We start from the raw sequence: 11904 nt of genomic DNA, 5'->3' as shown, positions 1-11904 counted from the left end.
GGAATTACTTTGCGGGGTCCGATGTTGGTACCTATCGTGATGCGCATGTTCCGCGTGGTTTCCGAGTTCGACCTGTCAGGCAAGAGCCTGACGGGCGCTCCCACGTGGACTCCGTCAGTCGATTGCACCGGCGCTCGAAGCTGACCCTCCTCCTGCCTCGCAGGACCCGCGGAGGAGGGTGGCCCGCACCGGCCCCCTCACCCGCGGTGACAGCGCTGTGAGGGCTTGCCGGAGGGTCCTGGCTCACCCCGAATCAACTGAGCGACCAAAGGACAACTCATGGCCAAGAGCCAGTTCGTGCGGACCAAGCCGCACCTCAACATCGGGACGATGGGTCACGTCGACCACGGCAAGACCACCCTGACCGCCGCGATCACCAAGGTGCTCGCGGAGCGCGACCCGAGCGTGAACCGCTTCATCGCCTTCGACGGCATCGACCGTGCTCCGGAGGAGCTGCAGCGCGGGATCACGATCAACATCTCGCACGTCGAGTACGAGACCGCGACCCGGCACTACGCGCACGTCGACATGCCCGGGCACGCCGACTACGTGAAGAACATGATCACCGGCGCCGCCCAGGTGGACGCCGCGATCCTGGTCGTCTCCGCGCAGGACGGCGCCATGCCGCAGACGCGTGAGCACGTGCTGCTCGCGCGCCGGGTCGGCGTGCCGTACCTGGTGGTCGCGCTCAACAAGGCCGACACCGTCGACGACCCCGAGCTGCTCGACCTGGTCGAGCTGGAGGTCCGTGACCTCCTCTCGGAGTACGGGTTCCCCGGCGACGACGTCCCTGTCGTCCGGGTGTCCGGGCTCAAGGCACTGGAGGGCGACCCGGGGTGGACGGCCGCGATCGGTGACCTGCTGGACGCGATCGACGACTACGTGCCGGTGCCGGAGCGCGAGCTCGGTGAGCCGTTCCTGATGCCGATCGAGAACGTCGTCACGATCACCGGTCGCGGGACGGTGGTCACCGGTGCTGTCGAGCGCGGGTCGCTGAAGGTCGGCGACGCGGTCGAGGTCGTGGGCCTGGGCTCGACGATCACCAGCACGGCGATCGGCCTCGAGACGTTCGGCAAGTCGCTGGAGTCCGCGGACGCGGGCGACAACGCGGCGGTGCTGCTGCGTGGCGTCAAGCGCGACGAGGTCCGTCGCGGCCAGGTGGTGGCGCTGCCGGGCAGCGTACGTCCCCACCGGAAGTTCCGGGCGAACCTGCACGCGCTGTCCACCGCCGAGGGTGGCCGGCACACCCCGTTCGCCGCGGACTACCGGCCGCAGTTCTACTTCCGGACCACGGACGTGCCCGGCGGGATCGACCTGGGTGAGATCGCCCTGGTCATGCCCGGCGACACGATCGAGCTCGGGGTGGAGCTGGAGAAGCCGATCGCGATGAACGTCGGACTCGGCTTCGCGGTCCGCGAAGGCGGTCAGACCGTCGCCGCCGGCACCGTGACCGAGCTGCTCGACTAGATGGGACGGCCCTCACCCTGGTGGGGGCCGTCTCCTGGTTCTCAGTCGCGGGGGCGCCAGCGCTTCCACAGCGCCTCACCCTCGGCGCGGACCTTCCCGTCCCACTCCAGCCGCACCAGCGACGTGATCTGGTCCTCGCTGGCGTCCTTCGTGGACGCGACGAGCGTGACCGGCTCCCGCAGCGGTGCCGGCCGCCGGTAGCGTACGTCGATCCCGGCGGTGACGTAGGCCAGGGACTCCCCCTCGGCAGGCATCCAGCCGTTGAGGAACGCCTCCTGGTGCACCGCGGCGGCGCTGTGGCAGTCGAGCACGGTCGCGATGATCCCGCCGTTGAGGAACCCGCCGCCGTTGTCGTGCTGCGGCCACGGCTGGAAGGTCGCGGTCACGCTCCCGTCCAGCTGCGGATAGCTCTTCAGCTGGAGCCCCTGGGCGTTGGCCGGCCCGCACCCGAAGCAGGTCATCGTCGGCCACCACTCGTCCTGCAACGCGATCATCTTCACCGCGCCACCATAGCCACGATCAGCCGATCCCGGTCCGGAAGCCCTCGCGCCAGGTGGCGTACGACGGTGTCCAGCCGAGCTCCCGCTTAGCCTTGGCGTTCGAGGAGCCGCGCACGGAGGTCATCAGCGCGACCCCGAACTCGCCGATCAGCGGCCGGGCGAACCAGGCCGGCAGTCGCATCGGGTTCCTGCCGCCGACCTCCTCGGCGAGGAGCGGGATCCACTGGTTCACCGGAGCGGGCTCGTCGTCGACGATGTGGTAGATGCCCGGCGCACCCCGGTCGAGGGCCGCGACCGTAGCGGAAGCCACGTCGTCGATGTGGACGAACGACCACACCCCGGTGCCACCGCCGACCACCGGCATCTTGCCCTTGCGCAGCATCTCACCGAGCGCGCCCTCGCGTGAGGTGGCGTTGCCGGGGCCGTAGAAGTTGCCGTAGCGGAGCACGACGCCTTCGACGCGGTGTCCTGAGCTTGTCGAAGGGTCGGTCGCCGCGGTGACCGCGGACTCCAGGTGACGGATCGCCGCCAGCGTGCCCCGGGCCTCCTTGCCGGGGTCGGTGATGAGCGGGGCGGTCTCGTCCTTGACCCAGCCGCCGGTGCGCTCGTGGGCCCAGCCACCGCCGAAGCTCTGCGCGACGAACCGGCGCACCTCGGCCGCACGGGCGGCGGCCAGCAGGTGGTCGGTGCCCTCGGTGCGCAGCCGGTTGGTCATCGCGAAGTCCTGATCCCACTTCCTCAGGTTGCCGCTCAGGCTGCCCAGCGCGGTGAGCTGGTGCACGACCACCTCAGGCTCGGCCTTGGCGACGGCGTCCTGGACGCTCTGCGCGTCCAGCGGGTCCATCACGATCCCGGTCGCGCCCATCTGGGCCAGAGCCTCGAGCCCCGCGTCGTGCCGGGTCGAGCCGTACACCTCGTGCCCGGCGGCCACCAGCAACGGCACCATCCGGATCCCGACCGCGCCGGTTCCGCCTGCGATGAAGATACGCATTTCCTTGTCCTCTCCTCGTTGTTGTCCCCACCGACGAAACGACCTGCGCTCCTGTGACAGCTGGCGTAAGGTCCTGCGATCGTGGACCTCGCAACCGCCCATGACGGGCTCCGCCCGCTGATGTTCTCGATCGCCTACCGGATGCTCGGCAGCGTCGCCGAGGCGGAGGACATCGTGCAGGAGGCGTTCCTGCGGATGCATCGCAGCACGCAGGAGACCGGGGAGGTCGAGAACCTCGATGCGTACGCCACGACCGTCACCACCCGGATCGCCATCGACACGCTGCGATCGGCCCGCCACCGCCGCGAGCAGTACGTCGGGCCGTGGCTGCCCGAGCCGATCCTGGTCTCCGACGAGGACCCAGCGCACCGCTTCGAGCTCGACGAGACCGTCAGCACCGCGTTCCTGGTCCTGCTGGAGTCGCTCACGCCGGTCGAGCGCGCGGTGTTCGTGCTGCGCGAGGTCCTGGGCTACGACTACGAGGACATCGCCCCGATCGTCGACAAGAGCGCGACCAACTGCCGCCAGATCTTCACCCGGGCCCGCAAGCGGATCGCCGACGGCACCCCTCGCTTCGACCCCTCCCGCGAGCGCCGCGACCAGCTCGCCTCCCAGTTCGTCGCCGCGCTGTCCGCGAACGACATCACCGGCCTGGAGCGGCTGCTCGCCGACGACGTCGTGTTCGTCGCCGACGGCGGTGGCCGGGCTCCCGCCATCCAGAAGCCGATGCTCGGCGCCGTCGCCGTCACCCGCTTCCTGCTCGGGCTCATGCGTCAGGGCGAGCGCTTCGGCGTACGTCTGGAGCTCTCCTCCGCCAACGGTCAGCCGGCGATGCTCACCCGCGGTGCCGACGGCGCCCTGCTCGGCGTCATCGCGCTCGACGTCGACGGTGGCCGGATCGTACGCATGCACAACGTCCTCAACCCCGACAAGCTCGGCCACCTCGGCGAGGTCGGCGACCTCTTCGCGCTGCTGGCCGAGCGCTGACCGACAAGGTCCCCCCACCGCCGAGACGTCACCAGCGCCGGGCGAGGTGGCAGCGTCGTGACGCCTCGGCCGACGCGAGTGACGTCTCGATCAGGGGAGGTCAGCCTTGCTGATGATCCCGTGCACCCCGACCGTACGGTCGACGACCTGCGAGACCACGAAGTCAGCGGCGGCGGAGAGGTAGGCGTACGCGATCGCCCGGTCCAGACCCTTGTCCTGCTCGAGGAAGTCCAGGGCGTTGACGACCGCTCGCCTCATCGCGACATCGAGATCGCTACCCTGGCCGCCGACCGACCCGTCCGGGTCGGAGAGGCCGATCGGGATGTAGGCACCGTCCGTCTCGGCGAACGGGTAGTCGTACGCCACCGATGGAGCATCACCCGACCCGGGCTTGCACACCGTCAGCCGGAACGTGCCCCGAAGCGAGCCCTCCAGCGCCGTGAGCGCGACCTCGCCGTTGCCCATGGCCATGTGCGGGTCGCCGACATAGAACAGCGCCCCCTCGGCCTTGACCGGGAGGTAGAACGTCGAGCCCGCTCCGAGCAGGTTGATGTCGATGTTGCCGCCGCCGAGCGTCGGCGGGATCGAGTTCGCCTCCGGAGCGGTCAGCTCGGTCGTCTCGGCGTAGGCCACGCCCATCGTTCCGAAGAAGGTGTTCACCGGGAAGCTCACCGGGCCCATCCTCACCTTGTCGCCATGAAGCTCGGCGAAGATCGACACGTTTCCGTACGCCGTGGGCTCCCCGGTCCCGCGCCCGTCGGTCGCCACCGGCGGCATCACCTCGTCCAGCGTGATCCCCGCGGGCGCCGCTCCGTCCCTGGTGAGCGCGAGCGCGCCCTTGCCGTGACGCGAGGAGACGATTCCGTACGGCACCCGCGGCGTCGCCTCGAGCGTCTCGATCTTGAGCACGTCGCCAGGCTCGGCGCCCTCGACGAAGACCGGCCCGGTGATGACATGAGGCCCGTCGACGTCGAAGTTGCGCCGGGTGCGGTCATAGGAGGCGGCCACCTCGACCGCGTCGCGGAGCACGTTCTTGCTGCGCACGCCGTGCTCACCGAACCACGCGACCGGGTCGCGGCCCTGATCCTCGAGGATGCCCTCGTGGGAGATGGAGTCGATCGTCACCGTACGCCCGGACCGCACCCGCGCCACCGCCGCGGCGTGCACCGAAGGGACGTAGCCCCACAGCACGTCGTCCGTCTCCGAGGGCAGGTAGACATCGCCTGCGATCCGGCCCTCGCCCGGCTGCAGGATGCCGCCGAACCGTCCTGGCTTCCGCGGGGCCGCGGAACCATGGGCGTGAGCCGCACCCGAGGCACCGACCGCCGCCGCACCGGCACCGGCGACACCCAGTGCCGCCTGTACAAGCCTTCGTCGTCCCAGACCCGCGGCCAGGTGCTCGGCAGCTTCGCGTCCGTCATGCGTCATCGTCGTCTCCTCAACCTCGGCTACAGCGAGCCTGACGCTAAGGAAGCCGCATTTCGGGCCGGTGACACCCGCGGGTCAGCGGCGTATCTACTCCTCCAGGAAGGTGCGCAGCGAGTGGTCGACCAAGGGACGGCCCAGCTCACCCGAGGTCAGCGCCGCGCCGAGGGCACTCACCGAGTCGAGGCGACTGACGAGGTCGACCAGCTCGCCGACCTCGTCGGCCAGCTCGGTGGGAGTGGTCGCAGCCAACGACCGGTCCAACAGCAGCGGGCAGTCGACCGGGCCGCCCTCCGGTTCCGGGTGGCCGAGGGCGGCGACCCAGCAGCCGATCTCGAAGCGCAGCGGCGCGCTCGGCCCGGCGCCCTGGGCGCGCAGGTCGACGTACCAGACGATGTCGTCGCTCTTGGGGTCACCGAGCCGGTGATGGCCCTTGCGCAGCGGCATGCCGCCCGTCTTGAACGCCTTGGTCGCCGCTGTCCGAGCTGCCTTCTGGTCCATCGCTGAGGTCACGGCCCTAGAAGTCGAGGTCGGTCTCGGAGAGCTGACCGCCTCCGGCGACGATGAACTCCTTGCGCGGAGCCACGTCGGAGCCCATCAGCAGGTCGAAGACCGCCGCGGCCTCGTCGGCATCGTCCAGCGTCAGCCGGCGCAGCGTCCGGTGGCGCGGGTCCATGGTGGTCTCGGCCAGCTGGTCGGCGTCCATCTCACCCAGACCCTTGTAGCGCTGCACCGGGTCCTTCCAGCTGACGTTCTTCTTCTTCAGCTCGGCGAGCTTCCGCTGCAGCTCCGGGTCGGAGTAGGTGTAGATGTACTTGCCCATCCCCTTCTTGGGGTTGGAGATCTCGATCCGGTGCAGCGGCGGGACCGCGGTGTAGACCTTGCCGGCAGCGATCAGTTCGGGCATGTACTTGAAGAACAGGGTCGCCAGCAGCGTACGGATGTGGGCGCCGTCGGAGTCGGCGTCGGCCATGAAGATGATCTTGCCGTAGCGCGCCGCGTCCAGGTCGAAGCCCCGACCGGTGCCCGTCCCCACGACCTGGATGATCGAGGAGCACTCGGCGTTCTTCAGCATGTCGCCGACCGAGGCCTTCTGGACGTTGAGGATCTTGCCGCGGATCGGCAGCAGCGCCTGGAACTCCGAGTTGCGGGCCACCTTGGCGGTGCCGAGCGCGGAGTCACCCTCGACGATGAACAGCTCGGCGCGGTCGTCGGTGGTGCGGCAGTCGGCGAGCTTGGAGGGCAGCGCGGAGGACTCCAGGGCGTTCTTGCGCCGCTGGTTCTCCTTCTGCTGGCGCAGCGAGAGCCGGGTCTTGGAGGCGGCGTACACCTTCTCCATCACCAGCTTGGCCTGCTGCTTCTGGGCCCCGCGGGACTCGGTGAGGAACGCCTTCATCTCCGCGGAGACGACCTTGCGCACCACGCTGCGGGCCGCCGGGGTGCCGAGGATCTCCTTGGTCTGACCCTCGAACTGCGGCTCGGCCAGGCGCACCGTCACCACCGAGGTCAGGCCCTCGAGGATGTCCTCCTTGACGATGTCCTTGTCGTTGACCTTGAGCACCTTGGCCGCACGCATGGCGTCGTTGAACGTCTTGGTCAGCGCGTTCTCGAAGCCACTGACGTGGGTGCCGCCCTTCGGGGTGGCGATCACGTTGACGAAGGAGCGGATCTCGGAGTCGTAGCCGCTGCCCCAGCGCACCGCGATGTCGACGCCGAGCTCACGCTCGACGTCCTGCGGGGTCATGTGGCCGGCGTCGTCGAGCATCGGCACGGTCTCGGTGAAGGTGTCCGAACCCTGCAGACGGAGTACGCCGCTGACCGGCTCGTCCTTGGCCAGGAAGTCGACGAACTCGGCGATGCCGCCGTCGTGGCGGAACTTCTCCTCGACCGGGTCGGCGCCGGACTGGTCGCGGATGACCAGCTCGAGCCCGGGGACGATGAAGCTCGTCTGCCGGGCCCTGCCGAGCAGCCCCTCGAGCTCGAAGCGGGCGTCCTTGGTGAAGATCTGCCGGTCCGGCCAGAACCTGACCCTGGTGCCGGTCTTGCCCTTGGCGACCCGCTTGCCCTTGCGGGTCAGGCCGCTGGTCGGCGTGAAGCCGGCCGTGGGGCCGTCACCGTCGAACACACCGGGCACGCCACGGCGGAACGACATCCCCTGCTGGGCCGGCGAGCGGTCCACGTCGATGTCCATGCGGCTCGAGAGCGCGTTGACGACCGAGAGGCCGACGCCGTGCAGACCACCGGTCGCGTTGTAGGAGCCACCGCCGAACTTGCCGCCGGCGTGCAGCTTGGTCGCGACCACCTCGACACCCGGAAGCCCGGTGCGGGGCTCCTTGTCGGTCGGGATGCCGCGGCCGTCGTCGTAGACCTCCACCGAGCCGTCGGGGTGCATCGTCACCTCGACGTGGCCGGCGACTCCGGCCAGCGCCTCGTCGACGCCGTTGTCGATGATCTCCCACAGGCAGTGCATGAGGCCGCGGGTATCGGTCGAGCCGATGTACATACCGGGACGCTTGCGCACCGCCTCCAAGCCCTCGAGGACGAGGAGGTGCGCGGCGTTGTAGGTGTTGTCAGAGATGATCGGCTCCTGCGTTACTGCGTTGTTCCCGGGGTACTGCGTGGGGGTGTTGCTCGGATGAAATCTACCGTGCGACACGCCCGGGTCTCACGCAGGCACGCGGCAACCGGCCACGCGCCATCGGGCGGCACACGTACGTCGTGATCGGTCCGTTACGTGGAACTTGCGGGTTTCGATGCACGAAATGGTCGGTCGACAGGTAAGAATGTCTGTCACGGACAGCGATGTCCCGCGGGGTAGGTCCGACCCGGATCCCCAACCCGGAGCGACAACTGCAAGGATTAGAGGTGCGACCGCGGTAAGAGTCCAGGCTAGGGAATCTTCCAGGACTCACGTACGTTATCCCGGCGCAATCATGATTCAGAAATGAGGCCGATGTGACCACTGCCGTTGCCACCAGCTCGCCGCTCACGTCCGAGGACCGTTGCGACCGGTGCGGAGCGCAGGCCTACGTACGCGCGGAGCTCCACTCCGGCGGCGAACTGCTGTTCTGCGCCCACCACGCCCGCGAGCACGGTGAGAAGCTCAAGGAGATCGCGAGCTCGATCACCGACGAGACGCACAAGCTCACCGAGAAGAACTGACCCCACCCACCGACTCCCCGAAGGCCCGGACCACGACGGTCCGGGCCTTCGGCGTCTCCGGGGCGCCACGGGGCTAGGGTTCGCTCCGTGAGTCTCGTCCCTGAATCGATCGTTGTCGGTCTCGTCGCGCTGGTCATCGCCTTCGGCATCGCCGGCATCATCGTCCCTGTCCTCCCCGGTGGCGCGCTGCTCGTCGCCGCCGCGATCCTCGGCTGGGCCATCTGGCTGGGAGAGTCCACCGGATGGGTGATCTTCGGCATCTCCGCCGCCTTCATCGCCATCGGGCTGATCACCAAGTACGCCATCCCCGGCAAGCGCCTCAAGGACTCCGGGATGCCGCTGTCCACCCAGATCGTCGGCGCGATCCTGGCCATCATCGGCTTCTTCGTGATCCCCGTCGTCGGCGTCTTCGTCGGCTTCCCCATCGGCGTCTTCCTCGCCGAGCTCCGTCGCCACGGCGGTGACGTGGGTGAGGCCTGGACCTCCACCTGGACCGCCCTGAAGGCGATGAGCCTGTTCATCCTGATCGACGCCATCGCCGCCACCCTCGCCACCATCACCTGGGTCGTCGGGCTGTTCATCACCTGAGCCCCGACCGCGGGCGGGGCCTCCAGGTCGCTATAGTCGAGTGACTTAGTTTTCTAAGTCGACTCTGACGACAACATCCCTGGAGGCATCCGTGTCCATGCTCGAGGTCGATGACGTACGCCTCGGCTACGTCGTCGACGGCGCACCGCATCTGGCCGTCGGCGGGGTCTCGTTCTCGGTTCCCCGCGGATCGACGACGATGCTGCTCGGTCCTTCCGGCTGCGGGAAGTCGACCATCCTGAAGGCCGCGGCCGGGTTCCTGAGGCCCTGGTCGGGCACGATCACCGTCTCGGGCCGCACCTCGGTCTCCGCCCCCGGGCCCGATCGGGCGGTCGTCTTCCAGGAGTTCGACCAGCTCTTCCCGTGGCGCACCGTGCGGGGCAACCTGGAGTTCCCCCTGCGCGCCAACGGCCGCACCCGCGAGCAGGCCCGGGAACGCGCAGGGCACTGGCTGGGCGTGATGGGGCTCGACCAGGCCGCGACGCGCTATCCGCACCAGCTCTCGGGTGGCATGAAGCAGCGGGTCGCGATCGCGCGGGCGCTGGCGCTCGAACCCGACGTACTCCTCATGGACGAGCCGTTCGGCGCCCTGGACGCGCAGACCCGCGACCGCCTCCAGCGCGAGCTCAAGCAGGTCGCCGCCGACACCGGGATCACCGTTCTCTTCGTCACCCACAGCATCGCCGAGGCGGTCTATGTCGGCGACCAGGTCGTCGTCCTCTCGACTCCGCCGTCGCACGTCGTCGAGACCCTCGACGTACGCGGCCTCGACGATCCGACCGACCCGGCCTTCGTCGCCGCTCAGATCCGCCTGCGGTCCCTGCTCGCCGGCGACGCCGCCGACGCAGAGGTGGCGGCATGACCACCGCCGCGCTCGACGTCCCCACCGACCTGCCGCGACGGCTTCCTCGGTGGGGCGACCTCCCCACCGTCCTGCGCCGCGGGCTCCTGCTCCTCGTCCTCCTGCTCGGCTGGGACCTCGGCGTCCGGTTCGGCGGGGTCAGCCCGCTGGTGCTGGTGGGTCCGCTCGACGTCGCGAAGGCGATGGTCGAGGGCGTACGCAGCGGCGCGCTGGTCGACTCGACGCTGCTGACCCTGCGCATCCTCGGCCAGGCTCTCGCCATCGGGATCGTGGCCGCCGCGATCCTGACCACGCTGGCGACCTGGACGAAGATCGGCGAGGACCTGCTGGTCCTGCTCACCTCGATGCTCAACCCGCTGCCGGCCGTCGCGATCCTGCCGCTGGCGATGCTGTGGTTCGGCATCAACACCACCGCCCTGGTCGTGGTGATCGCCAACGCGGTGATCTGGCCGATCGCGATCAACGTCAGCCAGGGCTTCCGCACCGCCAACCCCACCGTGGTCGCCGTCGGACGCAACATCGGACTGCGCGGCGTACGCCTGGTCTGGTACGTCCTCGTCCCCGCCGCGCTCCCCCACACCGTCTCCGGCCTGAAGAGCGCCTGGGCGTTCGGCTGGCGCACGATCATCGCTGCCGAGCTGGTCTTCGGCGTGGCCGGTGAGGGCGGTGGCCTGGGCTACTTCATCAACAACGCCAAGACCTACCTGCACATCGCCGACGCCTTCGCCGGTCTGGTCACCATCGCGCTGATCGGGATCGTCTTCGACCTCGTCTTCACCTGGCTGGAGCGCCGCACGGTCGTCCGCTGGGGCATGAAGACCGCCTGACCTCCACCCTCTCCCCCACTCCAAGGAGCTCCACCATGTCCCATCGCGAATCTCGTCGAGGCGTACACGGCCTGGCCGCCGCCTGTGCCGCGACCCTGCTCGCCGGCGTGCTCGCCGCCTGTGGTGCCGGCACGGCCGACGACGGCCCCGCCGAGACGATCACCATCGGCTACCAGCCGGGGCTGGGCTACTCGACCCTGCTGATCATCAAGGAGCAGAAGACGCTGGAGAAGGCGCTGCCCGACACCGAGATCAAGTGGCAGGAGCTCGACTCAGGCGGGGCGCTGCGCGACGCCGTCATCGCGGGCGACGTCCAGGTCGCCTCCATGGGCGCCTCCCCCTTCCTGGTCGGCGTCGACGCCGGCGTCGGCTGGAAGACGGTCGCCGCGATGAACCAGATGAATCTCCAGCTCATGGTCACCGATCCCGCGATCACGTCGCTGAAGGACCTCCCGAAGGACGCCAAGATCGCGATGCCGGCGCCCGACTCCATCCAGTCGCTGCCGCTGCGCAAGGCCGCCGGCGAGCAGCTGGGCGACCCGCACGCGCTGGACAAGAACATCGTCGGCATGGGCCACCCCGACGGCCTCCAGGCACTCATCTCCGGCCAGATCGCCGGCCACCTCACCGCCCCGCCGTTCGTCGCGCAGGAGGCCGAGGCCGGCGCCCACCCGATCCTGAAGAGCTACGACCTCTTCGGCCGCACCACCTTCAACGCCATCTACGCCAAGCCCGACTTCCTCGACGCCAACCCCGACTTCACCAAGGCGTTCTACGCGGCGCTGAAGGAGTCCAACGCCGTGCTGACCGACGACCCCGACCAGGCCGCCGAGCTCCTCTCGGCCGAGTCCGAGGGTGAGCTCACCGCTGCCGAGGTCAAGACCCAGATCACCGACCCCGACGTCACCTGGTCTCTCACCCCGACCGGCTTCGGCGAGTTCGCCGACTTCATGAAGTCGGTCGAGATGATCGAGAAGGCCCCGTCCGCCGAGGACATCTACATCGACAACGAGTTCAACACCGACGCCAACTGACCCCTCCCCGCCGAATCGGTGGTTCTGGCGGCCGAGAATGTAGTTGTGGGCGACGAAACTC

12 protein-coding genes are annotated in these 11904 nt (G+C 69.1%); 7 read left to right on the top strand and 5 right to left on the bottom strand.

The genetic code is table 11. The features are described 5' to 3' along the window. Positions 1 to 279 precede the first annotated feature (279 nt). A complete protein-coding gene (gene tuf / locus ACFV9G_RS28750; protein WP_378732686.1) occupies positions 280 to 1467 on the top strand; it encodes an elongation factor Tu in 1188 nt (395 codons plus the stop codon). Positions 1468 to 1508: 41 nt separating this feature from the next. Here the strand turns inward: tuf and ACFV9G_RS28745 are convergent, their stop codons facing one another. Further along, positions 1509 to 1961, bottom strand: coding sequence for a PaaI family thioesterase (locus ACFV9G_RS28745; RefSeq protein ID WP_378732692.1), 453 nt, complete (start codon positions 1959 to 1961; stop codon positions 1509 to 1511). Positions 1962 to 1986: 25 nt separating this feature from the next. Beyond that, positions 1987 to 2958: an NAD-dependent epimerase/dehydratase family protein gene (locus ACFV9G_RS28740; RefSeq protein WP_378732684.1), complete on the bottom strand. Its 972-nt coding sequence runs from the start codon at positions 2956 to 2958 to the stop codon at positions 1987 to 1989. A gap of 81 nt (positions 2959 to 3039) precedes the next feature. Here ACFV9G_RS28740 and ACFV9G_RS28735 point away from each other — a divergent pair, with 81 nt between their 5' ends. Beyond that, a complete protein-coding gene (locus ACFV9G_RS28735; protein WP_378732682.1) occupies positions 3040 to 3945 on the top strand; it encodes an RNA polymerase sigma-70 factor in 906 nt (301 codons plus the stop codon). A 90-nt stretch (positions 3946 to 4035) separates the two neighbouring features. Here the strand turns inward: ACFV9G_RS28735 and ACFV9G_RS28730 are convergent, their stop codons facing one another. From ACFV9G_RS28730 to ACFV9G_RS28720, 3 genes are all read right to left on the bottom strand, one after another. Next, complete coding sequence (locus tag ACFV9G_RS28730) at positions 4036 to 5373, bottom strand: acetamidase/formamidase family protein (protein ID WP_378732681.1); 1338 nt, start codon at positions 5371 to 5373, stop codon at positions 4036 to 4038. Between the two features lie 87 nt (positions 5374 to 5460). Then, a complete protein-coding gene (locus ACFV9G_RS28725) occupies positions 5461 to 5883 on the bottom strand; it encodes a hypothetical protein (RefSeq protein WP_378732679.1) in 423 nt (140 codons plus the stop codon). A 4-nt stretch (positions 5884 to 5887) separates the two neighbouring features. Next, positions 5888 to 7873 carry a type IIA DNA topoisomerase subunit B gene (locus tag ACFV9G_RS28720; RefSeq protein WP_378732690.1) on the bottom strand — a complete coding sequence of 662 codons (1986 nt, stop codon included), beginning with the start codon at positions 7871 to 7873 and terminating at the stop codon, positions 5888 to 5890. Between the two features lie 452 nt (positions 7874 to 8325). Here ACFV9G_RS28720 and ACFV9G_RS28715 point away from each other — a divergent pair, with 452 nt between their 5' ends. From ACFV9G_RS28715 to ACFV9G_RS28695, 5 genes are all read left to right on the top strand, one after another. Continuing rightward, the gene (locus tag ACFV9G_RS28715) at positions 8326 to 8532 is read left to right on the top strand and encodes a hypothetical protein (protein ID WP_040756289.1); all 207 of its coding nucleotides are present in this window, start codon (positions 8326 to 8328) and stop codon (positions 8530 to 8532) included. A gap of 87 nt (positions 8533 to 8619) precedes the next feature. Further along, positions 8620 to 9120 (top strand): DUF456 domain-containing protein, encoded by a 501-nt coding sequence (locus ACFV9G_RS28710; protein WP_378732677.1) that lies wholly within the window; start codon positions 8620 to 8622, stop codon positions 9118 to 9120. Positions 9121 to 9217: 97 nt separating this feature from the next. Beyond that, on the top strand, positions 9218 to 9982 hold the full coding sequence (locus tag ACFV9G_RS28705) for an ABC transporter ATP-binding protein (protein ID WP_378732688.1): 765 nt from the start codon (positions 9218 to 9220) through the stop codon (positions 9980 to 9982). Next, on the top strand, positions 9979 to 10809 hold the full coding sequence (locus ACFV9G_RS28700; protein ID WP_378732675.1) for an ABC transporter permease: 831 nt from the start codon (positions 9979 to 9981) through the stop codon (positions 10807 to 10809). The genes ACFV9G_RS28705 and ACFV9G_RS28700 overlap by 4 nt, the downstream gene beginning before the upstream one ends. A 35-nt stretch (positions 10810 to 10844) precedes the next feature. Beyond that, entirely contained in the window at positions 10845 to 11843 is a 999-nt protein-coding gene (locus ACFV9G_RS28695) for an ABC transporter substrate-binding protein (RefSeq protein ID WP_378732672.1), read from the top strand. Positions 11844 to 11904: the final 61 nt, after the last annotated feature.

The sequence above is a fragment of the Nocardioides sp. NPDC059952 genome (assembly GCF_042730435.1).
Taxonomy (GTDB): domain Bacteria; phylum Actinomycetota; class Actinomycetes; order Propionibacteriales; family Nocardioidaceae; genus Nocardioides.
This window is presented reverse-complemented; position numbering and strand designations above follow the sequence as displayed.